General features: G+C 59.2%; 25 protein-coding genes. 22 read left to right on the top strand and 3 right to left on the bottom strand.

Annotated elements, in window-relative coordinates:
- Window positions 1-15: 15 nt before the first annotated feature.
- The 4 genes from fhuC (at window position 16) to ACUTQW_RS10060 (ending at window position 4,168) form a co-directional block, all read left to right on the top strand.
- Window positions 16-813, top strand: a complete 798-nt coding sequence (fhuC, locus tag ACUTQW_RS10075; RefSeq protein ID WP_004947844.1) for a Fe3+-hydroxamate ABC transporter ATP-binding protein FhuC — start codon at window positions 16-18, stop codon at window positions 811-813.
- Complete coding sequence (gene fhuD, locus ACUTQW_RS10070) at window positions 813-1,721, top strand: Fe(3+)-hydroxamate ABC transporter substrate-binding protein FhuD (protein WP_006327848.1); 909 nt, start codon at window positions 813-815, stop codon at window positions 1,719-1,721. Before fhuC ends, fhuD begins: the two co-directional genes overlap by 1 nt.
- Complete coding sequence (gene fhuB, locus ACUTQW_RS10065; protein WP_006327846.1) at window positions 1,718-3,706, top strand: Fe(3+)-hydroxamate ABC transporter permease FhuB; 1,989 nt, start codon at window positions 1,718-1,720, stop codon at window positions 3,704-3,706. Before fhuD ends, fhuB begins: the two co-directional genes overlap by 4 nt.
- A 309-nt stretch (window positions 3,707-4,015) precedes the next feature.
- Window positions 4,016-4,168, top strand: coding sequence for a Hok/Gef family protein (locus tag ACUTQW_RS10060; RefSeq protein WP_013814445.1), 153 nt, complete (start codon window positions 4,016-4,018; stop codon window positions 4,166-4,168).
- A 125-nt stretch (window positions 4,169-4,293) separates the two neighbouring features.
- On the opposite strand, the gene metK is transcribed toward ACUTQW_RS10060, so the two are convergent.
- Window positions 4,294-5,448 carry a methionine adenosyltransferase gene (gene metK / locus ACUTQW_RS10055; protein ID WP_004947833.1) on the bottom strand — a complete coding sequence of 385 codons (1,155 nt, stop codon included), beginning with the start codon at window positions 5,446-5,448 and terminating at the stop codon, window positions 4,294-4,296.
- A gap of 826 nt (window positions 5,449-6,274) precedes the next feature.
- Here metK and ACUTQW_RS10050 point away from each other — a divergent pair.
- A complete protein-coding gene (locus ACUTQW_RS10050) occupies window positions 6,275-6,418 on the top strand; it encodes a virulence promoting factor (protein ID WP_445654848.1) in 144 nt (47 codons plus the stop codon).
- Window positions 6,411-8,387, top strand: coding sequence for a biosynthetic arginine decarboxylase (gene speA, locus ACUTQW_RS10045; RefSeq protein WP_004947831.1), 1,977 nt, complete (start codon window positions 6,411-6,413; stop codon window positions 8,385-8,387). The genes ACUTQW_RS10050 and speA overlap by 8 nt, the downstream gene beginning before the upstream one ends.
- 691 nt (window positions 8,388-9,078) lie before the next feature.
- Here speA and ACUTQW_RS10040 read toward each other — a convergent pair.
- On the bottom strand, window positions 9,079-9,246 hold the full coding sequence (locus ACUTQW_RS10040) for a hypothetical protein (RefSeq protein ID WP_162493398.1): 168 nt from the start codon (window positions 9,244-9,246) through the stop codon (window positions 9,079-9,081).
- A 105-nt stretch (window positions 9,247-9,351) separates the two neighbouring features.
- Here ACUTQW_RS10040 and speB point away from each other — a divergent pair, with 105 nt between their 5' ends.
- The 16 genes from speB (at window position 9,352) to ACUTQW_RS09960 (ending at window position 24,629) form a co-directional block, all read left to right on the top strand.
- A complete protein-coding gene (gene speB / locus ACUTQW_RS10035; RefSeq protein ID WP_004947828.1) occupies window positions 9,352-10,272 on the top strand; it encodes an agmatinase in 921 nt (306 codons plus the stop codon).
- Window positions 10,273-10,444: 172 nt separating this feature from the next.
- Complete coding sequence (rluF, locus tag ACUTQW_RS10030; RefSeq protein WP_004947825.1) at window positions 10,445-11,308, top strand: 23S rRNA pseudouridine(2604) synthase RluF; 864 nt, start codon at window positions 10,445-10,447, stop codon at window positions 11,306-11,308.
- Between the two features lie 360 nt (window positions 11,309-11,668).
- On the top strand, window positions 11,669-11,986 hold the full coding sequence (locus ACUTQW_RS10025) for a non-heme iron oxygenase ferredoxin subunit (RefSeq protein WP_004947822.1): 318 nt from the start codon (window positions 11,669-11,671) through the stop codon (window positions 11,984-11,986).
- Window positions 11,987-11,988: 2 nt separating this feature from the next.
- Window positions 11,989-12,297, top strand: coding sequence for a recombinase-like helix-turn-helix domain-containing protein (locus ACUTQW_RS10020; protein WP_004947819.1), 309 nt, complete (start codon window positions 11,989-11,991; stop codon window positions 12,295-12,297).
- Window positions 12,298-12,315: 18 nt separating this feature from the next.
- Complete coding sequence (locus tag ACUTQW_RS10015) at window positions 12,316-13,359, top strand: Rieske 2Fe-2S domain-containing protein (protein ID WP_445654847.1); 1,044 nt, start codon at window positions 12,316-12,318, stop codon at window positions 13,357-13,359.
- The gene (locus ACUTQW_RS10010) at window positions 13,356-14,111 is read left to right on the top strand and encodes an SDR family oxidoreductase (RefSeq protein WP_013814439.1); all 756 of its coding nucleotides are present in this window, start codon (window positions 13,356-13,358) and stop codon (window positions 14,109-14,111) included. The genes ACUTQW_RS10015 and ACUTQW_RS10010 overlap by 4 nt, the downstream gene beginning before the upstream one ends.
- A gap of 25 nt (window positions 14,112-14,136) precedes the next feature.
- On the top strand, window positions 14,137-14,931 hold the full coding sequence (locus tag ACUTQW_RS10005) for an IclR family transcriptional regulator (RefSeq protein ID WP_013814438.1): 795 nt from the start codon (window positions 14,137-14,139) through the stop codon (window positions 14,929-14,931).
- 110 nt (window positions 14,932-15,041) lie between these two features.
- The gene (locus ACUTQW_RS10000) at window positions 15,042-15,983 is read left to right on the top strand and encodes a VOC family protein (RefSeq protein WP_020439720.1); all 942 of its coding nucleotides are present in this window, start codon (window positions 15,042-15,044) and stop codon (window positions 15,981-15,983) included.
- Complete coding sequence (locus ACUTQW_RS09995; protein ID WP_020439719.1) at window positions 15,980-17,191, top strand: NAD(P)/FAD-dependent oxidoreductase; 1,212 nt, start codon at window positions 15,980-15,982, stop codon at window positions 17,189-17,191. Before ACUTQW_RS10000 ends, ACUTQW_RS09995 begins: the two co-directional genes overlap by 4 nt.
- A 23-nt stretch (window positions 17,192-17,214) precedes the next feature.
- Window positions 17,215-18,477 (top strand): MFS transporter, encoded by a 1,263-nt coding sequence (locus tag ACUTQW_RS09990; RefSeq protein WP_006327820.1) that lies wholly within the window; start codon window positions 17,215-17,217, stop codon window positions 18,475-18,477.
- A 29-nt stretch (window positions 18,478-18,506) separates the two neighbouring features.
- Window positions 18,507-19,031, top strand: a complete 525-nt coding sequence (locus tag ACUTQW_RS09985) for a cupin domain-containing protein (RefSeq protein ID WP_017893910.1) — start codon at window positions 18,507-18,509, stop codon at window positions 19,029-19,031.
- On the top strand, window positions 19,031-19,849 hold the full coding sequence (locus ACUTQW_RS09980; protein WP_020439718.1) for an alpha/beta fold hydrolase: 819 nt from the start codon (window positions 19,031-19,033) through the stop codon (window positions 19,847-19,849). The genes ACUTQW_RS09985 and ACUTQW_RS09980 overlap by 1 nt, the downstream gene beginning before the upstream one ends.
- Window positions 19,846-20,640, top strand: a complete 795-nt coding sequence (locus ACUTQW_RS09975; RefSeq protein WP_020439717.1) for an SDR family oxidoreductase — start codon at window positions 19,846-19,848, stop codon at window positions 20,638-20,640. The genes ACUTQW_RS09980 and ACUTQW_RS09975 overlap by 4 nt, the downstream gene beginning before the upstream one ends.
- A 17-nt stretch (window positions 20,641-20,657) precedes the next feature.
- Window positions 20,658-21,452 carry an aspartate dehydrogenase gene (locus ACUTQW_RS09970; RefSeq protein WP_006327812.1) on the top strand — a complete coding sequence of 265 codons (795 nt, stop codon included), beginning with the start codon at window positions 20,658-20,660 and terminating at the stop codon, window positions 21,450-21,452.
- Window positions 21,453-21,468: 16 nt separating this feature from the next.
- Window positions 21,469-22,938: an aldehyde dehydrogenase gene (locus ACUTQW_RS09965; RefSeq protein WP_006327811.1), complete on the top strand. Its 1,470-nt coding sequence runs from the start codon at window positions 21,469-21,471 to the stop codon at window positions 22,936-22,938.
- A 50-nt stretch (window positions 22,939-22,988) separates the two neighbouring features.
- Entirely contained in the window at window positions 22,989-24,629 is a 1,641-nt protein-coding gene (locus ACUTQW_RS09960) for a thiamine pyrophosphate-binding protein (RefSeq protein WP_006327810.1), read from the top strand.
- 38 nt (window positions 24,630-24,667) lie between these two features.
- On the opposite strand, the gene ACUTQW_RS09955 is transcribed toward ACUTQW_RS09960, so the two are convergent.
- Complete coding sequence (locus tag ACUTQW_RS09955; RefSeq protein WP_004947785.1) at window positions 24,668-25,420, bottom strand: M48 family metallopeptidase; 753 nt, start codon at window positions 25,418-25,420, stop codon at window positions 24,668-24,670.
- Window positions 25,421-25,603: the final 183 nt, after the last annotated feature.

Genomic DNA, 25,603 nt, shown 5'->3' with positions numbered 1-25,603 from the left:
AACAGAGTAGGGCCTATGCAGGATAAACACCTCGATCACGACGCCACTTTCGCGTTAGACAACGTCAGCTTTGCCGTTCCCGGCCGTGTGCTGTTGCAACCGCTGTCGCTGACCTTTCCCCAGGGCAAAGTCTGCGGGCTGATCGGTCACAATGGTTCCGGCAAATCCACATTGCTGAAAATTCTTGGCCGCCATCAGAACCCGACCGCCGGCAGCGCGCAACTTAACCGACGCCCGCTGGCGCAATGGGACAGCAAAGCCTTCGCGCGTCAGGTCGCCTATCTGCCCCAGCAACTGCCCGCAGCAGAAGGCATGACGGTACGCGAGCTGGTGGCGATCGGCCGCTATCCGTGGCACGGTGCGCTGGGCCGCTTTGGCGTGAACGACCGCGAACAGGTGGAAGAGGCGATAGCGCTGGTTGGCTTGAAACCCTTCGCCAACCGCCTGGTGGACAGCCTGTCCGGCGGCGAGCGGCAACGTGCCTGGCTGGCGATGATGGTGGCGCAGGACAGCCGCTGCCTGTTGTTGGACGAGCCGACCTCTGCGCTGGACATTGCGCACCAGGTTGAGGTGTTGGCGCTGATTCAACGCCTGAGCCATGAACGTGGCCTGACGGTGATTGCGGTGCTGCACGACATCAACATGGCGGCGCGCTACTGCGACCATCTGGTGGCGTTGCGCGGTGGCGAGATGATTGCGCAAGGTGCCCCGCTGGAACTGATGCAAGGGCCGGTGCTGGAGCAAATTTATGGTATTCCAATGGGCACGCTGGCGCATCCGAGCGGCGGTGCGCCGGTGAGTTTTGTCTACTGATGCCTGCTTCCTCCGATTTTCAACACGATCCCGTACGCCGCCGTCTGCTGACCGCCATGGCGCTGTCGCCGCTGCTGTTCTCTCTACCGGGGCACGCGACGATGACACCGCCCGATCTTACGCGCATCGTGGCGCTGGAATGGCTACCTATTGAGCTGCTGCTGGCGCTGGGCGTTACGCCGCTGGCGGTGGCGGATATCCATAACTACAACCTGTGGGTGGAAGAGCCGAAAATCCCGGCGTCGGTGGTCGACGTGGGCCAACGCACCGAGCCGAATCTGGAGTTGCTGCAACAATTGCAGCCTTCGCTGATGCTGCTGTCAAAGGGGTATGGGCCAACGCCGCAAAAATTGGCTCCAATAGCGCCGACGATGAGTTTTGGCTTCAACGACGGCAGCGGAAAACCACTGACGGTGGGCCGGAATTCGTTGCAGCAATTGGCGCAGCGGCTGGGGCTTGAGGCACGCGCTGAACAGCATCTGATGCAGTTCGACCGGTTTATTCAGGATGCACGCCAGCGTCTGCATTCTTACACCAGACAGCCGCTATTGTTGTTCTCCTTGCTGGATACGCGGCATGTGCTGATCATCGGCCAGAAAAGCCTGTTCCAGGAGGTGATGGATCAGCTTGGCATCCACAATGCCTGGGAAGGGGAAACCAACTTCTGGGGCACGGCGGTAGTGGGCATTGAACGCCTGATTACGGTGAAAAATGCGCGGGCGATTTATCTCGACCACGGCAATCAGGCGATGATGGAAAAAGTCAGCTCGACGCCGTTGTGGCAGGCTTTGCCCTTTGTGCGTCAGAATCAATTGCGGCAGGTGCCGGCGGTCTGGTTCTACGGTGCGACGCTGTCGGCGATGCGTTTTTGCCATCTGCTGGAGCAGACGCAGGAGAGCTATTCATGAGCGCGCGCATCCGGGTATTGCCGCTGACGCTGATCCTGCTTTTGCTGGCGGCGTCGGGCGGCTTGACGATCTACAACCTGTTGCAACAGTTGCCTTGGGCGTTGTGGGCGCAGGCGATGAGCGCGCCGAATCACGACGATGTGCGTCAGATGCTGTTCCACTACAGCCTGCTGCCGCGGCTGTCGGTTTCCCTGTTGGCCGGTGCCGGTCTGGGGCTGGTCGGCGTGCTGTTCCAGCAGGTGTTGCGCAATCCGTTGGCGGAGCCGGCGACGCTGGGCGTATCCGCCGGTGCGCAGCTCGGGTTGACCATCGCCACCTTGTGGATGCTGCCGGGCGGCGAGATAACCCGGCAACTGGCGGCAATGGCCGGGGCGATCCTGGTCGGCGGGCTGGTGTTCGGCGTGGCCTGGGGCAAACGCATGTCGCCGGTGACGCTGATTCTGGCCGGCCTGGTGTTGGGATTATACTGCGGTGCGGTCAACAGCCTGTTGGCGTTGTTTAATTACGATCAACTGCAGGGATTGTTCCTGTGGAGCACCGGTGCGTTGAACCAGCAGGACTGGAGCACTGCGCAATTTATCCTGCCGCGCCTGGTAGTAGCCGGGCTATTGGCGGTGCTGCTGCTGCGCCCGTTGACGTTGCTCGGGTTGGACGACGGCGTGGCGCGCAACTTGGGGCTGGGGCTGTCGATGGCGCGTTTTTGCGCGCTGGCGGTGGCGATTATCTTCAGTGCGATGCTGGTGAATGCCGTGGGTGTCATCGGCTTTATCGGGCTGTTTGCACCGCTGATGGCGAAGATGCTGGGGGCGCGCCGGCTGGCGCACCGCATGATCTTGGCACCGCTGCTGGGTGCTTTGCTGCTGTGGCTGACCGATCAGGTGATGATTTGGCTGACGCAGGTTTGGCGTGAGATCCCGACCGGGGCGGCGACCGCGTTGTTTGGCGCTCCGCTGTTGTTGTGGCTGTTGCCGCGCCTGCGTAGCGCCGCCACGCCGCCGCCGATGAACCTGGGCGACAAGGTACCGGCCGAACGCGGTCATCTGTTGGCCTGGGTGATGCTGGCAGGCGTTGTGTTAGTGGCCGGCATCGCCGTGGCGCTGATGTTCGGGCAGAACGCCGCTGGCTGGCACTGGAGCTACGGCGCAGAACTGGAGTCATTGATGCCGTGGCGTTGGCCGCGCGTGTTGTCCGCGTTGGCGGCGGGGATGATGCTGGCGGTGGCCGGCACCTTAATCCAGAAGTTGACCGGCAACCCGATGTCCAGCCCGGAAGTGCTGGGGATCAGCTCCGGCGCGGCCTTTGGCGTGGTGGTGATGTTGTTCATCGTACCGGGCGATGCCTTCGGCTGGCTGCTGCCTGCAGGCAGCCTGGGGGCGGCGGCGACGTTGCTGGTGATTATGGTCGCCGCCGGTCGCGGCGGTTTTTCTACCGAACGTATGCTGTTGGCCGGCATCGCGCTCAGCACGGCGTTTACCACCACCATTTTCCTGTTGCTGGCCAGCGGCGATCCGCGCATGGGCGGGCTGCTGACCTGGATTTCCGGCTCTACCTATTCGGTGACGTCGGAGCAGGCGATCCGTACCGCAGTCATTGCGGCAACGCTGATAGTGCTGGCGCCGCTGTGCCGCCGTTGGCTGACCATTCTGCCGCTGGGCAGCGCGACCGCCCGCTCGGTGGGCATTGCGCTGACGCCGGTGCGGGTGGCGATTCTCCTGCTGGCCGCCACGCTGACCGCCATGGCGACCTTGACCGTGGGGCCGCTGAGCTTTATCGGCCTGATGGCGCCGCATATGGCGCGTATGCTGGGCTTCCGCCGCGCATTACCGCAGATGGTGATTGCCGCGCTGCTGGGTGGCCTGCTGATGGTATTCGCCGACTGGTGCGGCCGGATGGTGATGTTCCCGTATCAAATCCCCGCCGGGCTGCTGGCGACCTTTATCGGCGCGCCGTATTTCGTTTACCTGCTGCGTAAACAAACTTCGTAGCCGTCATCGCAACGCCCGTTTCTGCCATCAAAGGCTCAGCATTGCTGGGCCTTTTTTCTGCTTTCAGGCTGTTGCAAGGCGTTGCGTATCAATGCGCAGAAACGGAATTCAGAACGGAAAAAGGCGGTGGAACTGAGGCGGAGATCAATATACTGCGTGCGGGTGCTCAGGATCTTTCGTCCTGAGCCTGAGCAAGGGACAGAAAGAGAAAAGCCCCGAGTCGATATTTATCAACCCGAGGCCAACTCTAACGCCAGACAACGTTAGGTTAGCTTCTTACCCGCCGTGAGGCAAGGAGAAGGAGGCATGATGCCGGACAAACGGAGTGTAGTAAAACTGGTCGTTATTTGTGCCACGGTAATATCATTGGTATGGATAACACGCAGCAAGATTTGTGAGTTGCGTATCAGATCGGGCAACACGGAGGTTGCGGCCATTTTGGCTTACGAATCCAAACGGTAAGGCCACTCAACGGCGGGGGCTTTGCTCCCGCCCATAGGCTGTTTGCGTGTTGGTCCATGAGCACCTACCCGATAAAACAAAAACGGCAAGCCAGGGGCTTGCCGCTTTTACCAGGATGCGCAGGCTTATTTCAGGCCGGCGGCATCGCGCAGCAATTCTGCCTTGTCGGTCGCTTCCCAAGGGAAGTGCTCGCGACCGAAGTGGCCGTAGGCTGCGGTTTCGCGGTAGATCGGTTGCAGCAGGTCCATCATCTGGATCAGGCCGTATGGGCGCAGATCGAAGAACTCGCGCACCAGCAGGGTCAACTGTTCGGTAGGCACTTTCTCAGTACCGAAGGTTTCCACCATGATGGAGGTTGGCTCCGCCACGCCGATGGCGTAGGAAACCTGGATCTCGCAGCGGTCGGCCAGGCCGGCAGCAACGATGTTTTTCGCCACGTAGCGCGCCGCGTATGCCGCTGAGCGGTCAACTTTGGACGGATCCTTACCGGAGAATGCACCGCCGCCGTGACGGGCCATGCCACCGTAGGTATCCACGATGATTTTACGGCCGGTCAGGCCGCAGTCGCCCATTGGGCCACCGATAACGAAACGGCCTGTTGGGTTGATGTGGTATTTGGTGCTCGCGCTCAGCCATTCGGTAGGCAGAACCGGCTTGATGATCTCTTCCATCACCGCTTCTTGCAGGTCTTTCAGAGAGATATCTTCGGAATGCTGAGTGGACAACACCACTGCGTCGATGCCGACGATTTTGCCGTCGTCATACTGGAAAGTGACCTGGCTTTTTGCGTCCGGACGCAACCACGGCAGGGTACCGTTTTTACGGACTTCGGCCTGGCGTTGTACCAGACGGTGCGCGTAAGTCACCGGCGCAGGCATCAGCACTTCGGTTTCGTTGGTGGCATAGCCAAACATCAGGCCCTGGTCGCCGGCACCCTGTTCCAGCGGATCGGTACGGTCAACGCCCTGATTGATATCCGGGGATTGCTTGCCGATAGCGCTCAGCACGGCACAGGAGTTGGCGTCAAAACCCATATCCGAATGAACATAACCGATTTCACGTACGGTTTTACGGGTGATTTCTTCGATATCTACCCAAGCGCTGGTGGTGATTTCGCCACCGACCAGCACCATGCCGGTTTTCACGTAGGTTTCGCAAGCTACGCGCGCCTTCGGATCCTGTTCCAGGATGGCGTCGAGAACGGCATCGGAGATCTGGTCGGCAATTTTATCGGGATGCCCTTCGGATACGGACTCGGACGTGAATAGGTGTTTAGCCATTGTATTCTTTACCTTGCATAAGACGGGTTAGAAATTACTGCACAGCGCTGGAGATCCGGCATCGAAGCGAAGGGTCTTCCGCTGATGGCGCGAGATACATCCTGCAACGCCCCTCAGGCAAAGCCGTTAAGCAGTTTCTTAGTTATGCCCGTCGTCTTTCAAGCTGTCGCGTTGTTCCCTGCACTCGCTCACCTGGCGGCAACTTGAAATTCATAGGGCACAAATCAGTATAGATGGATTAACATCTGGACGTCTATTTTAGGTCAGGCTTTAGCCGGATTGCCAGTATTTTTTTGCCGTTTCGCTCTTTTGTGTAAAGCCCTCGGCGCCATTTTCATCGCTTGAAACAGTTTCCGGCGAATTTTCATTTTGCATTTTCCCCAGGTTATCGGTATAAACTGCGCGCGCGGCTCATTTGGTGCACAGTGCGGAGCAAAAGTGGCAAGCTCCCGCTCATGGCCTTAATGGTCAGCCGCAGACGCTGACAGTTGGCGTCGCCGCTTCATAGAACGGTCACGTTCTTACACTATTAATAGAGGCTCAGTCGTTCATTCCGGGCGACGTGCGTGGAGGTGGTTGGATTAATGATCCGTTGTCTACCGGTTGTTGGTTCTCAACAGCAGTGCCGTTCTGGCGCACATTCTTCTGCTATTTCCCGTCTTGTCTCTACTCCACCTTCCAGGTGTGATAAACACTTGGGCGCTACTCAGGATTCTCGGGCCGGTTAACGGTCGTCTGAAGAACTGAACAAGGGTAGCCTGCAGCCTTCCTGTGGGATGTTTCTTGACCCGATTCACGAGGTTTGAACAGGGTGTCTTACAATTATATGAGTGATAAACCGATCGCTGACCGCGAACGGCAGTTTTATTCGCTGCTGCAAGGGCGGTTTGTTGGGTTGTTCTCGCGGGTTGTAGCTGCGATAGTGGCTGACTGTATCGTCAGTACGGGATGTGAGGCGAGTAATGTCTGATGATCTGTTGATTCACCGTCCGCCAGCCGCGGGCGAACCTATATCTTTACGCTCCATGCAGGAGGTTGCCATGAATGACCGTGATGCCAGCAAGATGCTGCGCACTTATAACGTCGCCTACTGGGGCAACAATTATTATGACGTCAATGAACTGGGCCACATCAGCGTGTGCCCGGATCCGGACGTCCCTCAGGCGCGTGTCGATCTGGCTGAACTGGTGAAAGAGCGTCGCAAAGACGGCCAGCGTCTGCCGGCGCTGTTCTGCTTCCCGCAGATCCTTCAGCACCGCCTGCGTTCGATTAACGCGGCGTTCAAACGCGCGCGCGAGTCATTCGGCTATGAAGGCGGCTATTTCCTGGTTTACCCGATCAAGGTAAACCAGCACCGCCGCGTGATCGAATCCCTGGTCAATTCCGGCGAACCCTTGGGGCTGGAAGCCGGCTCCAAAGCCGAACTGATGGCGGTGCTGGCGCATGCCGGCATGACCCGTTCGGTCATCGTCTGTAACGGTTATAAAGACCGCGAATATATTCGTTTGGCGCTGATCGGCGAAAAACTGGGACACAAGGTGTACCTGGTGATCGAGAAGATGTCCGAGATCAACATGGTGCTGGAAGAAGCCGAGCGCCTGAACGTGGTACCGCGTCTGGGCGTGCGTGCGCGTCTGGCGTCTCAGGGCTCCGGCAAATGGCAGTCGAGCGGCGGCGAGAAGTCCAAGTTCGGCCTGGCGGCCATTCAGGTCCTGAAACTGGTGGAAACCCTGCGCGAAGCGGGCCGCCTCGACAGCCTGCAATTGCTGCATTTCCATCTGGGTTCGCAACTGGCCAATATTCGCGACATCGCCACCGGCGTGCGTGAATCGGCGCGTTTCTATGTTGAGTTGCATAAGCTGGGCGTTAATATCCAGTGCTTCGACGTGGGCGGCGGTCTGGGCGTAGATTATGAAGGTACCCGTTCGCAGTCCGACTGTTCGGTGAACTACGGCCTGAACGAATACGCCAACAACGTGATTTGGGGTATCGGCGACGCCTGTAATGAGCACGGCCTGCCGCACCCGACGGTGATCACCGAATCCGGCCGCGCGGTCACCGCTCACCATACGGTGCTGGTGTCCAACGTGATCGGCGTTGAACGCAACGAGTTCAGCGATCCTTTGCCGCCGGCGGAAGATGCGCCGCGTGCGCTGGAAAGCATGTGGGAAACCTGGCAGGAAATGAACGAGCCGGAGAACCGCCGCTCGTTGCGCGAATGGCTGCACGACAGCCAAATGGACCTGCACGACGTTCACACTCAGTACGCTCACGGCATGCTGGATCTGACCAAGCGCGCCTGGGCCGAGCAGCTGTATCTGAATATCTGCAACAAGATCCAGCAGCAGCTTGATCCAAGCAACCGTGCGCACCGTCCGATCATCGACGAACTGCAAGAGCGTATGGCGGACAAGTTCTACGTCAACTTCTCGCTGTTCCAGTCCATGCCGGACGCCTGGGGTATCGATCAACTGTTCCCGGTGCTGCCGCTGGAAGGGCTGGATAAGCCGCCGGAAGGCCGCGCGGTGCTGCTGGACATCACCTGTGACTCCGACGGTACTATCGATCACTACATCGACGGCGACGGCGTGGCGACCACCATGCCAATGCCGCCGTACGATCCGGAAAACCCGCCGGCGCTGGGCTTCTTTATGGTGGGTGCCTACCAGGAAATCCTCGGCAACATGCACAACCTGTTCGGTGATACCGCCTCGGTTGACGTGTTCGTCTTCCCGGACGGTACGGTAGAAACCGAGTTGTCCGACGAAGGCGACACCGTTGCCGACATGCTGGAATACGTGCAGCTCGATCCGATCGCACTGCTGGCCAAATTCCGCGATCAGGTGAAAGAAACCGATCTGGACGATGAATTGCAGGCGCAGTTCGTAGAAGAGTTCGAAGCCGGTTTGTATGGTTATACTTATTTAGAAGATGAATAAGTAGAGCCGATCTGAAAGGCTGGGCATTTTAAGGATGTCCGGCTTTTTTTAATGGTTTTCCCCCGCGATATGCCCGATGCCACCGAACAGTTATCACAAATTTGTTAACTCTCCGTGAGGATTCGGACAGGGTTTTCTCTGTAGGTTGTCACTATACTGTGAGGCACATCCTCGACCTTCCATAGCCAGAATCTGCATTTCCACCAGAAATAGTGAGTATTTCCTTTGTTGTCAGCTCTCTCATAACGCTTATTTCCTTTCAAGACGTTGATAAAGATAATCCACTGTGATCATAGATACAGGGACATAGATGAGAATGATTTCCAAGGTAATATCATTCAGTGAATCAATTTGAGAACAAAGATAGCCCAGCGGAATACTTAATAGAAAAGTAATAACCTCTAGTGTTACATAAAGTTTTTTATTTTTAATAGTCCGCTTTTGACGTGTTGGCATGATATTAAACATCGGGTTTATTTATCTCTATGTTATCTTTGCATGTAAGTTATAATTGTTGCGCGCACGATTAACTTGTCTCATTTAAATATATTTTAAAAAATAGTTTCTCCCTGTTTTTAATATCGAAATCACTAATTCGATGTGTTGTTAATAGAGTGAATTGAGTTAATTAATTTATATATTTCCACCTTCAGATAAAGGGATGGAAATCACAAAAATAATCATCGGGAGATTAATGGGTGTCAGCTTCCAGGCTCGTGAAGGGGGTAACGGTCACATAGATGAAGGATGTGGGGTCTATACTTGCTAACGACGAGCAGCCAGGAAGACGATGCGCGGGCTTGAAGCGCGAACCAAATACGGCGATAATCTGCCGCATCAGCAGTACCGAAACAGACATCGTACCAATCCCTTTCTCGTCGGGCTAACGACGCGGGAGGGATTTTTTTTTGCCAACGCCTGGTGATTTTACCGCAGGCGAAACGTTGAAATATGAGGGTTTACAATGAGCACGTTAGGCCATCAGTCCGATAATTCCTTAGTGTCCAACGCCTTTGGTTTCCTGCGCTTTCCGCTGAATTTCATGCCTTATGACAGCGATGCAGAGTGGGTCATCACCGGCATTCCATTCGATATGGCAACCTCCGGCCGCGCCGGTGGCCGTCATGGCCCTGCGGCGATCCGTCAGGTTTCCACCAATCTGGCGTGGGAAGGCAACCGCTGGCCGTGGAGCTTTGATCTGCGCGATCGTCTGAACGTGGTTGACTGCGGCGATATCGTGTTCAACTTCGGCGACGCTCAGGACATGAGCGACAAGCTGCAGGCGCACGCGGAGAAATTGCTGAAGGCCGGTAAACGCATGCTTTCATTCGGCGGTGATCACTTCGTCACGCTGCCGCTGCTGCGCGCGCACGCCAAACATTTCGGCAAACTGGCGCTGGTGCATTTTGACGCGCACACCGACACCTACGCCAACGGCAGTAAATACGATCACGGTACCATGTTCTTCCATGCGCCGAACGAAGGCCTGATTGATCCGAACCGCTCGGTGCAGATCGGTATTCGTACCGAGTTCGATCACGACAACGGTTTCACCGTGTTGGATGCCGCACAGGTTAACGATCGCAGCGTGGACGACCTGCTGACGCAGATCAAACAGATCGTCGGCGATATGCCGGTGTACCTGACCTTCGACATCGATTGCCTGGATCCGGCCTTCGCGCCGGGCACCGGCACCCCGGTGATCGGCGGCCTGACCTCCGATCGCGCGTTGAAACTGGTACGCGGCATGCAGTCGCTGAACATCGTCGGCATGGACGTGGTAGAAGTGGCGCCAGCCTATGACCAATCCGAAATCACCGCGCTGGCCGCGGCGACTCTGGGCCTGGAAATGCTGTATCTGCAAGCGGCCAAGAAACACGCCTAAACGATACCCGTCGTCTTTCAGGCAGCAGCTCGAAAGACGACGGGCATAGCGGGCTGTGAGGACAGGGCGGAAAATAAAGCCCGAAACGCCCATGTCGCCACTCGTTACTGCACAATGAAAATGCCTGTATCTGTTGCCTTGAATGTCTATAATCCGGGGTTACGGAGGAACCATGCTGAGCAAACCATCCACACGTCTTAACAAATATATCAGCGAGAGCGGTATCTGCTCCCGCCGCGATGCCGATCGTTATATCGAACAAGGCAACGTTTTTATCAATGGCAAGCGCGTTGCGCTTGGCGATCGAGTATTTCCAGGGGACGTGGTCAAGGTCAATGGCCAACTGATTGAACCCCGCAACGAAGACAACCTGATCTTCATTGCGCTCAACAAACCGGTGGGGATTGTCAGCACCACGGAAGAGGGCGAGAAAGACAATATTGTCGATTTCGTAAACCACAGCACCCGTATCTTCCCGATCGGCCGTTTGGATAAGGATTCGCAGGGCCTGATCTTCCTTACCAACCACGGCGATCTGGTCAACAAGATCCTGCGCGCAGGCAACGATCACGAGAAAGAATATCGGGTTACGGTCAACAAACCGGTGACCGACGATTTTATCCGTGGCCTGGGGGCCGGCGTGCCGATGCTGGGCACGGTGACTAAAAAGTGCAAGGTAAAGAAAGAAGCGCCTTTTGTCTTTCGCATTGTGCTGGTCCAGGGGCTTAACCGCCAGATCCGCCGCATGTGCGAGCATTTTGGCTATGAGGTTACCAAGCTGGAACGCACTCGCATTATGAATGTCAGCATGGCCGGGCTGCCGCCGGGTGAATGGCGCGATTTAACGGATGACGAACTGGTCGAACTGTTCAAATCGATTGAGGGTTCCTCCTCAGAAGCCAAGCCGGCGAAGAAGGCCAAACCTGCGGTGAAAAAACCGGCCGGCAGTGCGCCGAAAAGCACCGAGAAACCCGCTGGCAATGCGGCTGCCCGCAAGCGTTTTGCCCAGCCAGGCCGCAAAAAGAAAGGCCGCTGAGTGGTAAAGAATTCCCGTTAGCCACCGCGTCGGGTAGTTTTGAATAGCGACAATGAAACGCCCCCGGTCTTGATGATCGGGGGCGTTTTGCTTTAGGTCACCCGCTCTCGCCAACAAAAACGACAGAACCCCATTAACGACTTCTAATATATAAACTCACTATAAAACGCATGCCTGATATCGGTTTTTCATATCGGTGCATTTTTTCGTGATCCCTCCCACACTTGTTACGATCAAACAACCTTTCATTAACATTTGCCGCCTTGCTCCCTTGACGAAAGTTTCGCCAGACTTATAGTGAGTGTATTAAATAAGAAACTGAGTTTCATATATGAAACAATCAGATAGAGGATAGAAGCAATGAGCTGGAAGAACGTGTGTGAAGTGTCTCAGGTGAAAGAAGATTTTCCTTTCTCCGCCAACGTGGAAGGGAAAGAAGTCGGGGTGTATCTGATCGACGGCAACTATTACGCGCTGGAAGACGTTTGCCCACATGCTTATGCCTTGCTCAGCCAAGGGTTTGTCGATGACGGCAAGATCGAGTGTCCGTTGCACGAAGCGCTGTTCGATGTCCGTACCGGTCAGTGTCTGCGTGAGCCAGGCGGCCGTGATCTGCAAACCTATCCCACCCGGGTGATAGACAATCAAATCCAAATCACCTTTATTGCGGAGGAGTAATCATGCAGCACATCACCGATTTCAATCCCTGGCTGCCGGACACCCAACAGGTGATCCCGGCGCGTGAAGGCGGCAACGGCCAGATCCACCAACCTGGCCAATTCCAAAACGTCATCTGGCAGAACCGCAGCCGGGTACCGGACGGTTTCGAGACCGCGCTGGTCGCGGCGTTGGAAGACATCTTCGAGCAGGGTGCGGAAGAGCTTGAGCAGATCGTCAGCGCGCTGAACCAGCGCCGCCTGTTTGATCGCAACGGCCAGCCGTGGAATGAGGCGGCGTTCCGTGAATTCCTTCACGTTAACGGTTACTGAGCAGCCCGGGAGAAGACAATGACAGCAAACACAACATCCTCCGCACAGACTTTGCAGAACTATCTCGATCAGGGGCTGCGCGGCATGTGGTACCCGGTGCTGGCCAGTTGGGAAGTGGGCAATAATCCGGTAGGCATTACGCGTCTTGAGCAGCAGATTGTGGTGTGGCGCGACGGTGAAGGCGCGATCCACGCGCTGGAAGATCGTTGCCCGCATCGCGGTGCGCGGCTTTCGATGGGCTGGAATCTGGGTGATCGCATCGCCTGCTGGTATCACGGCGTGGAAGTCGGCGGCGACGGTACGGTCAAAGATGTGCCTGCGGTCGATCGCTGCCCGCTGGTGGGGCAGAAATGCCTGCGTTCTTACCCGGCCAAAGAGGCCTACGGCGCCGTGTTCCTTTATTTCGGCATCACCGCCGACGAAGCGCCGCCGGAGCTGACCTTCCCGCAGGAACTGGCAGATGAGGCGGCCTACAGCAACTTCCTGTGCACTGCCAGCTGGGACTGCAACTATCAGTATGCATTGGAAAACGTCATGGATCCGATGCACGGTACCTACCTGCATTCTTCTTCGCATTCGATGGCAGAAGGGGATCGCAAGGCGGACATGGCGCTGGAGCCGACCGATACCGGGTTCATCTTTAAGAAGAATGGCCAGATCGGCGTCAACTTTGACTGGGTAGAGTTCGGCAACAGCGGTGCCTACTGGATGCGGCTGTCGATCCCGTACAAAAAACGCTTTGGACCGGGCGGCCACTTCTGGATCATCGGTATGGTGGTGCCGGAAGATAAAGATCATTGCCGGGTATTCTTCTGGCGTATCCGCAAGGTCAAAGACTGGCAACGCGACATCTGGCGCTTTATGTACCGCAACCGCCTGGAAGCACTGCATTGGGACGTACTGGAACAAGATCGCATCGTGCTGGAGAACATGGCGCCAAACGCGCGTGGCCGTGAATATTTGTATCAGCATGACGTCGGTCTTTCCCGCCTGCGCCGCATGATGCAGAAAGAAGCGCAAAAACAACTGGCGATGCTCGCCGAACAGGAGGCCGCGCAGTGAACGGCCTGCTGGCGGGAAAACGCATTGTGGTGACCGGCGCGGCGCGCGGTCTGGGCTGTAGCTTTGCCGGGGCCATCGCCCAGGCGGGCGGCCGGGTGGTGATGTGCGATATTCTGGCGGATGAATTGGCGGACAGCGCCGCCAGCCTGCGTGAGCAGGGGGCCGAGGTGGAAACGCAGGTTATCGATCTGGCGTCGCCGGACTCGATCACCGCCACGTTCAGTGCCATTGCCGAAGGCGGTACGATCGACGGGCTGGTGAACAACGCGGCGCTGGCGACCGGTGTCGGCGGTAAAACCATGATGGAATACGATATTGATCTGTGGGATCGGGTCATGCAGGTTAACGTGCGCGGCACCTGGTTGGTGAGCCAGGCAGCGGTGCCGTTGCTGGCGCAAAACCCGCATGCCAAGATCGTCAACGTGGCTTCGGATACCGCGCTGTGGGGCGCACCGCGCTTAATGGCCTATGTGGCCAGCAAAGGGGCGATTATCTCGATGACCCGCTCGATGGCGCGTGAACTGGGCCCGCAGGGGATTTGCGTTAACGCTATCGCACCGGGCCTGACGCGGGTAGAAGCTACCGAATATGTGCCCGCCGAGCGCCACCAACTGTACGAACAGGGCCGGGCGCTGGCCGGGGCGCAACATCCTGACGACGTGAACGGTACGGTGCTTTATCTGCTGTCGCCGCTGGCGAATTTCGTGACCGGTCAACTGTTGCCGGTCAATGGCGGCTTTGTCTTTAACTAATCTACATTTTAGCCAGGAGCAGCACATGGCAGACGATCAAGCGTGTAAATATCTGATCCCGGGGCTGGATCGCGGGTTACAGCTGCTGCTGGCGTTTGGCGAGCAGCACAAGGAAATGACCTTTGCAGAATTACATCGCCTGGTCGATATGCCGAAGGCGACCGCCTACCGCGTAGTGCAAACGCTGGAGCATCTGGGTTTTCTGGAGCGTAACCCGCGCACCAACACCTTTGCACTGGGCATCAAGGTGTTGCGGCTCGGTTTTGAATATATCGCCTCGCTGGACGTGGCGCAGGCCGGCCAACCGGTGATCGAACAGCTGCGTGATCGCAGCCAATGCAGCAGTCACCTGGCGATCCGCGATGAGCGTGACGTGATCTACATCGCCCGCGTCAGTGCCGCCGGTTCGCAAATCAATCAGGTCAGTGTCGGCACTCGCCTGCCGGTACATCAGACTTCGCTCGGCCGCATGCTGCTGACCAGCGCCACCCGCGAAGAGTTCGAGCTGCTGTACCCGCAAGAACAATTGCCGGGCAGCGGGCCGGGCACCCCGGCGGATCGTGAAGTCTTGTGGCAAATGGTTCAGCAGGACAAGGCGCGCGGCTATGTGATCGGCGAATCGTTTTTCCGCCACGGCATCTCTTCGATCGTCTATCCGATTTTCAACCGCGAGCAGCGGGTTGAGGCCGTAGTCAGCATTATGGTGCCGTTCGATGAGATCCCGAAAGCGGATCGCGAACGGCTGCGCAAGGAGGTGCGGGATGCCGCAGAGAAAATCTCCGGCTTCCTGGGCGCACCGCCGCAGGCAAACGTCGGTTAACTGACGGCACCGACTCTTTTACTCAGGCAGGGATAAGGCCCACAGCTATCAGGGGCCGGGGGTTCGATCATGCCTGAAAAACGCATTCAGCGAGAACGTGAGGCACAATAATGAGCGTAATCGGAATCGAAAAATTGGAATTTGGCGTCGAAGATCTGCCAACTTGCGAAAAGTTCATGCAGGACTTCGGCCTGCAGGCGGCGCAGCAGCATTGGGGGGAACGCCGGCGCGAATTCACTACCCTGAGCGGTGCGCGCGTGGTGCTGCATCCGTTGCAGAGCGAAGTATTGCCGGCGGCGTTCGAGGGCGGGTCCACCCTGCGCCGCATGACCTGGGGCGTCGGCAGCCCAAGCGAATTGGCGGCCCTGGCGCCGTTGCTGGCGCAGATGCCGGGTTTCCGCCAGGTGGGGGAAGAGCTGGAGTGCCGCGATCCGAACGGCATGACGCTGCGCTTTAGCGTCAGCCAACAACGTGATGTCGAGTTGCCGGTATCGCCGATCAACCAATGGGGTGACGTGCGCCGCATCGATCAGCCCAGCCCGGTATATGCGCAGGCGCAGCCGATCAACATCGGCCACGTGGTGTTCTTCGTCGAGGATCTTGCCGCCACCGAAAAATTTTACCGTGAAGCGCTGGGTTTTCAGGTGTCGGATCGTTATATCGACCGTGCGGTGTTCCTGCGGACCCAGGCGCGCGGCGGCCATCACAATCTGTTCCTGCTGAAACTGCCTAATCGCCCGCGCGGGCTCAATCACGTGGCCTTTACCGTGCGCGACATCCACGAGGTGATCGGCGGCGGCATCGCCATGAACAAAGAGAAGTGGAGCACGTTCATCGGCCCTGGCCGCCACCCGATTTCCTCGGCCTATTTCTGGTACGTCAACAGCCCGACCGGCGGCGCATTCGAGTACTACACCAACGACGATTATCTGACCGAAAACTGGCAACCGCGCGAATTGGAGCACTCACTGGTGTCGTTCACCGAGTGGGCGGTGGAAGGCGGTATCGACCACGACACGCGTCGCCAGCAGAAAAAACCGGAGGGGCTATGAGCCAGCCAGTGCAGGCGGGCATCGTGATTATCGGCGGCGGGCAGGCCGGCGGTTGGGCGGCGAAAACGCTGCGCGATCGGGGTTACGCGGGCCGGCTGACGGTGATCAGCGACGAACCCTATGATTTTTACGAGCGTCCGCCGCTTTCCAAGGCGGCGTTGCTGGACGGCAATGCGCCGCTCAGCAGGCTATTCAGCGAACAGGTGGTCGCGGGGTTGAACATCGACTGGTGTCGCCCGTTGCGTGCCGAAGCCATTGATGGGCAGCAGCAAATCGTCACGCTCAGCGACGGGCGGCAGTTGCAGTTTGATCAACTGTTGATCGCCACCGGCGGCCGGCCACGCCTGCCGGACGCCCGTTGGGCCAGCCATCCGCGGGTGATGACGCTGCGCTCCTGGGACGATGCGGCAAAACTGCGTCGGGCGTTGCAAGGGTGTCGCCAGTTGGCGATCGTCGGCGGCGGCTGGATTGGGCTGGAGATCGCCGCTTCCGCCCGGCGGCTCGGTGCCGAGGTGACGGTGTTTGAGCGCCAGCCCGCGTTATGCATGCGCAGCGTAGGCGCGGATGTTTCACAGGCGTTGCTCGAGCTGCATCAGCAGCAGGGCGTAACGGTACGCTGCGGCTGCGGCGAGATCTCGCTGGAAGATCGCGACGGCGCTGCGTGGATCGGCAGTGAAAGCAGCGATCCTCAGGCTTTCGATCTGGTGGTCGTGGGCATCGGCGTCGAACTTAACCTCGAGTTGGCGCACAGTGCCGGGCTGAAGGTCGACGCCGGTATCGTGATCGACGGCCAGGGGCGCACCAGCCACCCGGCCATCTTCGCCGCCGGCGATGTGGCGCGCCACCCGACGCTTGGCCTGTGCCTGCAGTCCTGGGCCTATGCGCAGAACCAGGCGATCAGCACCGCTTGCGCGATGCTGGATGCCTTTGCCGCCCCTTACAACGACGTGGCCTGGCTGTGGTCGGATCAATACGACACCAATATTCAGATCCTCGGCGTGCCGATCGGCGGGGTGCATCACGTGGTGCGCCGCACGCCGCAGTCGCAGGTGTTCTTTACGCTCAACGCCGACCGGCAACTGGTGCAGATGGTGGCGTTTAACGACGCGCGCACCATCAAGCTGGGTAAACGCTGGCTGGCCGGCGGGCGGGTGCTGGAGCCGCAGCAGTTGGCGGACGCGGAATTTTCTCTGATGGCGTTGAAATAACGCCCGAACCTCGGGAGCGTTTTATGACTACGCAAGACATTGACGCCCGCGCTGGACGGGTGGGGGATACCGTTGCCGAAAATCCGCAGCAACGGGTGCGCTGGTCGGTGCCGATCGCGCTGTTCGCCTGCGTGCTGCTGGCGTTTTTCGACAAGATCAGCATTGCGGCGCTGTTTTCCGACAGCGAGTTCCAGCAGGCGCTGGGCATCAGTTTTGATCCGGCGCGGCTCGGCTTGCTGATGAGTGCGTTTTTGTTCTCTTACGGCATATCTTCCATGCTGTTGAGCGGCATTGGCGACCGGCTGAATCCGGTTAAGGTGCTGATCGGCATGATGGTGGTGTGGGGCGTGCTGATGGTGTTGATGGGGTTGTCCCGTTCTTATCACACCATGATGACGCTGCGCATCCTGCTCGGCATCGCGGAAGGGCCGCTGTTGCCGATGGCATACGCCATTATCCGCCAGGCTTTCCCGCAGCGGTTGCAGGCTCGCGCCACCATGTTATGGCTGCTTGGCACGCCGCTGGGGGCCGCACTCGGTTTCCCGGTCACGCTGTATATCCTCAACACCTTCGATTGGCAGACCACCTTCTTCTTTATGGCGTTTCTGACGCTGCCGGTGATGCTGTTGGTGCTGTTTGGCATGCGTCATCTGAACGTGGCGCGCCCGGCAGCCAAAACCGATGCGCAACCTGTGGCGGCGGAGCGTAAACAGCAGCGCCGGGAACTTTTGCGCAATCCGCATTTCTGGATGATCTGCCTGTTTAACATTGCCTTCCTGACCTACCTGTGGGGGATGAACGGTTGGCTGCCCAGCTACCTGATCAAGGGGAAAGGCATCCATCTGGAACATGTCGGTTACCTGTCATCGTTGCCGTTTATCGCCATGCTGCTCGGCGAGGTGGTCGGTGCCTGGCTGTCGGACAAGCTGGATCGTCGCACGTTGGCCTGCTTTGTCTCGCTGTGCGGCGCCGGGCTGGGGTTGGCCGTGGTATTGCATCTGCAGGGCACCTACAGCGTGATTGCCGCGATGGCCTTCAGCACCTTTATGTGGGGCGCCGGCGCGCCGAATATCTTTGCGCTGCTGGCGAAAGCCACCAGCAGCAAGGTCAGCGCCACCGCAGGCGGTATTTTTAACGGATTGGGCAATTTTGCCGGCGCGTTGGCGCCGGTGCTGATGGGGGCGCTGATCGCCGCCAGCGGCAACATGGATAACGGCCTGCTGTTCCTGGTGGTGATGGCCTTCATCGGCTGCATCATCCTGCTGCCGTTGCTGAAAAAATACTGATTTATCTATGGCTACAGAGGAGTGACAACATGTCTCAGGTTGAGAAACAAGCCGGCGTCAAGCCGCAGGATCAGTCGATAGAGAATTGGGTGGAATCGCGTATCGCCCGCTTTGAAGGCCGTAAATATGACTGGAATGCGTTGAAGTTCCAGGCCGACTACGACCCGAAATACCGTCGCGCGCAGATGCGTTACATCGGCACCGGTGCTACCGGGGTGGTTAACGACACCAACACCATTCCGGCGGGAAACTTCACCTTCTCCACCATGGTGCTGCCGTCAAAATGCGAAGGGCCGCTGCACCTGCACGACGACGTGGAAGAGGTGTTCTTTATGCTGAAAGGCAGCATCACGCTGATGATCCAGGACGGTACGGAATACTACGAAACCAAGCTGAAAGAGCGTGATCTGATCTCGGTGCCGGCCGGCGTCTACCGTGGATTGTTCAACCACGGCGAGGAAGAGGCGCTGATGTGCGTGATGCTTGGCACGGCCAAACCGGAAACGCCGACCTACCCGGCCGATCACCCGTTATCCAAAGTGAAGCGTAACTGATGAACGGCCTGGCACAACGTCAGCAGCGGCGCTGCGGGGGGTACTCCCTCAGTTGGCGCGAAGCGGGACAGGGCCGACCGGTGGTGTTGCTGCACGGCATCAGCTCAGGCTCAGCTTCGTGGATCAAGCAGTTTAACGACGCTGGGTTGAGCGACGGCCACCGCCTGCTGGCCTGGGACGCTCCCGGCTATGGCGGCAGCCTGCCGCTGGCCGTCGCCGAGCCGGACGCTGCCGCCTATGCCGCTGCGCTGGCCGCGCTGGTAGCCGAACTGGGGCTGGAGCAGCCGCTGATTGTTGGCCACTCGCTCGGCGCGTTGATCGCCAGCGCCTATGCCGCAGGCTATCCGGACGGGTTGTGCGGGCTGGTGTTGGCGGACCCTGCACAGGGCTATGCCACGGCGCCGGAGGAAAAACGCCGGCAGGTTTACAGCCAGCGCAAACAGATGATTGAAACGTTGGGGCCGCTGGGCTACGGCGAACAGCGGGCGGCTGCGCTGCTGAGTGACGAGGCGTCGGCTCAGAATATCGCCTGGGTGCGCAATGGCATGCAGCAACTCGATCCCGAGGGTTTCCTCAGCGCCGCCTGGATGCTGGCCAACGAGGATATCGGCCGTTATTTGGCGCGCTATCGCGGCCCGCTGGAAGTGTGGTGCGGTGATAAAGACCGCATCACGCCCCCCGAGGCGGCCGCGAGGCTGGCGCAACAGCATGACGCGCCGCTGCGCCTGATTGACGGCGCGGGGCATGCCAGCTACCTCGAGGCGCCGGCGCTGTTTAACCGCTATCTGCAGGATTTTACGGGAGCAATTCAACCATGAATTTTCAGCTTGAGGATCGGGTCGCGGTCGTCACCGGCGGCTCGTCGGGCATTGGCTTCGAAACCCTGCGTCTGCTGCTGGCGGAAGGGGCCAAGGTGGCGTTTTGCGGCCGCAATGCGGACAAACTGGCCGGCGCCGAAGCCAGCCTGCGCAATGAATTCCCACAGGCGCAAGTGCTGGCGCTGTGCTGCGACGTGCTCGATGAGCAGCAGGTGGCGCAGTTCGCCGAACGGGTGACCGCGCACTTCGGCGGCGTTGATCTGTTGATCAATAACGCCGGCCAGGGATTCGTCGCCCATTTTGACCAAACGCCGCGCGACGCCTGGTTGCATGAGGCGGAGCTGAAGCTGTTCGGCGTGATTAACCCGGTGCAGGCGTTTCTACCGGCTCTGGAGCGCTCGGACATTGCCTCAATCACCTGCGTGAATTCGCTGCTGGCGCTGCAGCCGGAAGAACACATGATCGCCACCTCGGCGGCGCGCGCCGCGCTGTTAAACCTGACGCTGACGCTGTCGAAAGAGCTGGTGGCGAAGGGCATTCGCGTTAATTCGATTCTGCTGGGCATGGTCGAGTCCGGCCAGTGGCGGCGGCGTTTCGAGGAGCGCAGCGACAAGGATCAAAGCTGGGAGCAATGGACGGCGGCGATCGCCGAACGGCGCGGCATTCCGATGAAACGCCTCGGTAAGCCGCAGGAACCGGCGCGGGCGTTACTGTTCCTGGCCTCGCCGTTAGCGTCCTTTACCACAGGTGCGGCGCTCGACGTCTCCGGCGGATTTAACCGCCATCTGTAATGGCTGGGAGCTGAAAAATGAAGAACATCATGATGATTGGCTACGGCGCGATGGCGAAGGAAGTGCTTTCCCGCCTGCCGGAGGGCGTCTGCGTCGGCTGGATTGTGGCGCGCGCGGCCCATCATGCGGCTATCAATAGCGCTTTCGACGGCAAAGTGCAGGCCTTGACGCACCCGGATCACTGTACCGGGCAGCCGGATCTGGTGCTGGAGTGCGCCAGCCAGCAGGCGGTGGCGGAGTTTGGCGAGGCGGTGGTGAAACGCGGCTGGTCGTTGGCGGTGATCTCTACCGGTGCGCTGGCGGATGCGGCGCTGCAACTCAGGTTGCAGCAGGCCGGGCGGCAATATCAGGGGCGGGTGATCGTGCTGTCCGGTGCGGTGGCGGGCATGGACGGGTTGGCGTCGGCGCGCGAGGGCGGGCTGGACAGCGTCACCTATCAGGCCAGTAAAAGCCCCGCCAGTTGGCGCGGCAGCCTGGCAGAAAAACTGATCGACCTCGATACGGTCAGCGAGGCGCGGGTGTTCTTTGAAGGGTCGGCACGCGAAGCGGCGCGGCTGTTTCCGGCTAACGCCAACGTGGCGGCGACCATCGCGCTGAACGGGCTGGGCATGGATGCTACGCGGGTGCGATTGCAGGTCGATCCGCATACCCGGCGCAATACTCACCGGCTGCAGGTGCGCGGCAGCTTCGGTGAGTTCCATATAGAGCTGAGCGGCAACCCGCTGGCGAGCAATCCCAAGACATCAACCCTGGCGGCGCTGAGCGCGGTACAAGCCTGTCGCCGTCTGATCGACGGTGGCTTTATTGCCTGAACGGCAGGAGCGGAGCATGGAAAAGTTAAAGATTTTTGTGGCCGGGCGCTGGTGCGAAGGCCGGGGCGATGAAATGGCCTCGGTATTCCCGGCCGACGGCAGCATCAATGCGCGGCTGAATGCCGCCAGCGTTGAGGATGTGAATGAGGCGGTGGAAGCGGCGGACCGCGCCTGGCGCGCCCCCGAGTGGCGCGGGCTGGTGCCGCACCAGCGCGCCTCGATCCTCTATCGCGTCAGCAACCTGATACTGGCGCAGCAGGAACAGCTGGCGCAGTTGCAAACCCGCGACAACGGCAAGCCGTTGGCGGAAACCCGTGGTCTGGTGGCCAGCGCGGCAGCCACTGCCCGCTATTTCGCCGCCGCCTGCGAAGTGCTGGAGGGCGAGCTGCCCACCCAGCGCAGCGCCGAAGTGATGACCCTGAGCCAGTATCAGCCGATGGGCGTTATCGCCGCCATCACGCCGTGGAACTCGCCTATTGCCAGTGAAATGCAAAAGGTGGCCCCGGCGCTGGCCGCAGGCAATGCGGTGATCCTCAAGCCGGCCGAAGCCACGCCGCTGATGGCGCTAAAACTGGCGGAGCTGTTCGAACAGGCGGGGCTGCCTGCCGGGCTGCTCAGCGTGCTGCCGGGCAAAGGCTCGGTGATTGGCGAAGCGTTGGCGCGTCATCCGTTGGTGAAAAAGATTTCCTTTACCGGCGGCACCAGTACCGGTCGCCATCTGGCGCATATTGCCGCTGAAAAACTGATCCCCACCTCGCTGGAACTGGGCGGCAAGTCGCCGACCATCGTGTTGGAAGACGCCGATCTGGAACAGGCGGCGCGTGGGATCTGCTACGGCATTTTCAGCTCTGCCGGCCAGGCGTGCATCGCCGGTTCGCGGCTGTTTGTACAGCGTTCGCTGTACCAGCCTCTGCTGGCGCGTCTGAGTGAACTGGCGGCGGGATTGCGGGTGGGCAACCCGCTGACGCCGGGGGTGCATCTTGGTCCGCTGATTAACGACAAACATCGCCAGAGCGTGGCGGACTATGTGGCGCTGGCGCAGCAAGAGGGCGGGCGGGTCGTGATTGGCGGCGAGGCACCGGCCGATCCGCTGCTGGCGGGCGGCAGCTATTACCTGCCGACGATTATCGAAGGGTTGAGCAACAGCGCCCGCGCTTGCCAGGAAGAGATCTTTGGCCCGGTGCTGGTGGCGCTGCCGTTCGACGACGAACGGCAATTGATCGAACAGGCCAATGACTCGGTGTACGGCTTGGCGGCCGGGATCTGGAGCCGTGATTTCCCACGGGCAATGGCGCTGGCGGAGCAATTGGAAACCGGCACGGTATGGATCAATACCTACAAAACATTTTCTATTTCTACGCCTTTCGGCGGTTTCAAAGAGAGCGGTCTGGGCCGCGAAAAGGGTCTGCACGGCATCAAAGCCTACATGCAGCAGAAAAGCTTGTACCTGGCGCTGAGCCATCAGGTGAACCGCTGGAGCGATTAGCTTTGGTCGACGGTGCGTACCCCTACAACGAACACATGAGAAGGCAGATGATGAGCGATAAAATAACGGTTGGTGAAGCGATAGCCCGGACGCTGGAGCAATACGGGGTGTCGGCGATGTACGGCATCATTTCGATCCACAATCTGCCGATTGCCGATGCGGTGGGGCAGCGCGGAAAAATCCGCTTCGTACCGGCACGCGGTGAAGCGGGGGCGGTCACCATGGCCGATGCTCACGGGCGTTTTTCCGGCCTGGGCGTGGCGCTGACCAGCACCGGCGCAGGAGCCGGCAATGCGGTCGGTGCGATGATCGAGGCGTTAAACGCCAACACGCCGCTGCTGCACATTACCGGCCAGGTGGAAAAAGCCTGGCTGGACGCCGATGCCGGGTTTATTCATGAAACCCGCGATCAGCTCGGTTTCCTGCGCGCCTGTTCCAAGCGCGCCTACCGGGTTAATTCCCCGGAGCAGGCGGTGGCGGTGATCCAGCGGGCGATCCTGGATGCGCAGACCCTGCCTTGCGGCCCTGTGGCGGTAGAGATTCCGATCGATATTCAAAGCAGCCTGGTATCCCGCTCGGTGCTGAGCCGGCCGTTAGCGCCCGCGCCGCTGCCGCCGGCGGATGATGAGGCGGTAGAACGTCTGTATCAGCGGGTGAAAAGCGCCAAACGGCCGCTGTTGTGGCTGGGGGGCGGGGCGCTTGCCTGCGGCGATGCGGTGCGCAAGCTGGCCGACGCTGGGGTGGCGGTGATCTCCAGCACCCACGGACGCGGCATTCTGCCGGACAGCCATCCGCGCAGCCTGCGGGCGTTTCATAATTCGCCGAGCATTGAGGCGATCCTGACGCAGTGCGATCTGACGCTGGTGGCCGGTTCGCGCCTGCGCAGCAACGAAACCCGCACCTGGACGTTGCCGCTGCCGCGCCCGTTGGTGCAGATTGATATCGATCCGGCGGCGGGCAACCGCAACTATCTGGCCGATGAGCAAATCAACGGCGACTGCGCCGCATTGCTTAACGCGCTGGCCGCCCGGTTGAGCCCGTGCGAGAAGGTGAATGCCGACTGGGATGCCGAGATCGCCTCTGCGGTGCGTCAGGCGGAAAGCGCGCTGCGCGAGCAGTCGGGAGAATACGCCAAACTGAACGACGCCATTGCCGCCGCGTTGCCGCAGGATGGGCTGTTGGTGCGCGATATCACCGTGTCCGGCAGCGTATGGGGCAGCCGTTTGTTCCGTGCGATTTCGCCGCTTTGCAATATTCACTCGTTGGCCGGGGCGATCGGCATGGGCCTGCCGATGGCGATCGGCACCGCGATCGCTAACCCGCAGCGCAAGGTGGTTGGGCTGGTGGGCGACGGCGGGCTGGCGCTGGGGCTGGGAGAACTGGCGACGATGGCGCAGGAGCAGGCCAATATCACGCTGCTTATCATGAACGACGGCGGGTATGGCGTGATGCGCGGCATCCAGGATAAATACTTTGCCGGCCGCCAGTATTACAACGAGCTGCATACCCCGGCGTTTACGCTGGTCGCCGAGGCGATGGGGTTGAAGGCCTGGAAGGTGGACAGTGCGGCGCAGTTCAAGGGCGTGCTGGCGGAAGCGATTAACTATCCGGGGCCGTCGGTGGTGGAGGTGGATATGAACAGTATCGGGCCGCTGACCTTCGCCGGGCCGCCGCAGAAGTCATTGTATTGAGACATAAAAAATGCCCGGCGGACGCCGGGCATTGAGGTTTACTTGCCTGCCGCGATGCGGTCGCGAATATGCTGCGCACGCTCTTCGGAGGCCGGGTGATCGTCGAACATGCTGCTTTGACGACCGGCTTCCATTTTCGCCAGTTTTTCAAAGCTGGTGACCAGGCCGTTAGGATCGATACCGCGTTTTTTCAGCAGATCGAACGAATAATCGTCCGCTTCGCTTTCCTGTTTCTGCGAGAACTGGGCGTTAACCAGTTTTTCGCCCACATCCGCCAGTTGCGATTGCGACAGCGAACCTATGATGCCGCCGGTTGAGGATGCCGCAGTGCGCAGCGCCACGGTGCCGTAAGCGACCTGCATCGCCTTGCGGGTATGGCCCAGCGCCACGTGGCCCATTTCATGGCCCAGCACGCCTTCCACTTCGTTGTCGGTCATCATGTCCATCAGCCCGCTGTAAACACGGATACAGCCGTTGGCCATCGCCCAGGCGTTCACGTCTTTGGTGACGTAAACCTTGTAGTTGGCCGGCGTGCCGTTGATATTATCTCCCAGCGCCGCCGCGATTTTGTTCAGACGTTTGGCGTAGGTGCTGTCGGCAGGCGCGATTTGTGCCTTGCTGTCCATCTCTGCGCAGGATTTAACACTCAGGGTTTTTACGTCGTCATTGCTCAGCGTCGCCGCCTGAAACGCCTGCGCCCCAGACTGCATCAGCGTATCGGTATTCAGGTTTTGACAGCCGCTTACCAAAGTGGCAATGCTTAATGCAATCAAAGAGGTACGAATCTTCATAAGGCCATCTTCCTGTAATGGTAACAAGGGGGAATGCGATTGTAGTTTAGGGGAAATCTTGTCGCATGAGACTAGTGTACGTCAGCAATCGGGAGAATAGTGTTATTCCGAAAAAACGGCCGATCGTGCTAATAAGTTGTGAACTCGCTCTCATTTGGCATTAGGGATTGCCGTTTTAATGCT

Source organism: Serratia sp. TSA_7 (genome assembly GCF_052692135.1).
This window is presented reverse-complemented; position numbering and strand designations above follow the sequence as displayed.

Excerpts from the sequence above, each read along its gene's own strand:
- fhuB (WP_006327846.1), top strand. The coding sequence starts at position 1,718 with ATGAGCGCGCGCATCCGGGTATTGCCGCTGACGCTGATCCTGCTTTTG.
- speA (WP_004947831.1), top strand. The coding sequence starts at position 6,411 with ATGTCTGATGATCTGTTGATTCACCGTCCGCCAGCCGCGGGCGAACCT.
- speB (WP_004947828.1), top strand. The coding sequence starts at position 9,352 with ATGAGCACGTTAGGCCATCAGTCCGATAATTCCTTAGTGTCCAACGCC.
- ACUTQW_RS10015 (WP_445654847.1), top strand. The coding sequence starts at position 12,316 with ATGACAGCAAACACAACATCCTCCGCACAGACTTTGCAGAACTATCTC.
- ACUTQW_RS09955 (WP_004947785.1), bottom strand. The coding sequence starts at position 25,420 with ATGAAGATTCGTACCTCTTTGATTGCATTAAGCATTGCCACTTTGGTA.
- ACUTQW_RS09960 (WP_006327810.1), top strand. The coding sequence starts at position 22,989 with ATGAGCGATAAAATAACGGTTGGTGAAGCGATAGCCCGGACGCTGGAG.
- rluF (WP_004947825.1), top strand. The coding sequence starts at position 10,445 with ATGCTGAGCAAACCATCCACACGTCTTAACAAATATATCAGCGAGAGC.
- metK (WP_004947833.1), bottom strand. The coding sequence starts at position 5,448 with ATGGCTAAACACCTATTCACGTCCGAGTCCGTATCCGAAGGGCATCCC.
- ACUTQW_RS10040 (WP_162493398.1), bottom strand. The coding sequence starts at position 9,246 with ATGTCTGTTTCGGTACTGCTGATGCGGCAGATTATCGCCGTATTTGGT.
- ACUTQW_RS10060 (WP_013814445.1), top strand. The coding sequence starts at position 4,016 with ATGCCGGACAAACGGAGTGTAGTAAAACTGGTCGTTATTTGTGCCACG.
- ACUTQW_RS10005 (WP_013814438.1), top strand. The coding sequence starts at position 14,137 with ATGGCAGACGATCAAGCGTGTAAATATCTGATCCCGGGGCTGGATCGC.
- ACUTQW_RS09985 (WP_017893910.1), top strand. The coding sequence starts at position 18,507 with ATGTCTCAGGTTGAGAAACAAGCCGGCGTCAAGCCGCAGGATCAGTCG.
- fhuD (WP_006327848.1), top strand. The coding sequence starts at position 813 with ATGCCTGCTTCCTCCGATTTTCAACACGATCCCGTACGCCGCCGTCTG.
- ACUTQW_RS09975 (WP_020439717.1), top strand. The coding sequence starts at position 19,846 with ATGAATTTTCAGCTTGAGGATCGGGTCGCGGTCGTCACCGGCGGCTCG.
- ACUTQW_RS10020 (WP_004947819.1), top strand. The coding sequence starts at position 11,989 with ATGCAGCACATCACCGATTTCAATCCCTGGCTGCCGGACACCCAACAG.
- ACUTQW_RS10025 (WP_004947822.1), top strand. The coding sequence starts at position 11,669 with ATGAGCTGGAAGAACGTGTGTGAAGTGTCTCAGGTGAAAGAAGATTTT.
- ACUTQW_RS09995 (WP_020439719.1), top strand. The coding sequence starts at position 15,980 with ATGAGCCAGCCAGTGCAGGCGGGCATCGTGATTATCGGCGGCGGGCAG.
- ACUTQW_RS10050 (WP_445654848.1), top strand. The coding sequence starts at position 6,275 with ATGAGTGATAAACCGATCGCTGACCGCGAACGGCAGTTTTATTCGCTG.
- ACUTQW_RS09970 (WP_006327812.1), top strand. The coding sequence starts at position 20,658 with ATGAAGAACATCATGATGATTGGCTACGGCGCGATGGCGAAGGAAGTG.
- fhuC (WP_004947844.1), top strand. The coding sequence starts at position 16 with ATGCAGGATAAACACCTCGATCACGACGCCACTTTCGCGTTAGACAAC.
- ACUTQW_RS09990 (WP_006327820.1), top strand. The coding sequence starts at position 17,215 with ATGACTACGCAAGACATTGACGCCCGCGCTGGACGGGTGGGGGATACC.
- ACUTQW_RS09980 (WP_020439718.1), top strand. The coding sequence starts at position 19,031 with ATGAACGGCCTGGCACAACGTCAGCAGCGGCGCTGCGGGGGGTACTCC.
- ACUTQW_RS10000 (WP_020439720.1), top strand. The coding sequence starts at position 15,042 with ATGAGCGTAATCGGAATCGAAAAATTGGAATTTGGCGTCGAAGATCTG.
- ACUTQW_RS09965 (WP_006327811.1), top strand. The coding sequence starts at position 21,469 with ATGGAAAAGTTAAAGATTTTTGTGGCCGGGCGCTGGTGCGAAGGCCGG.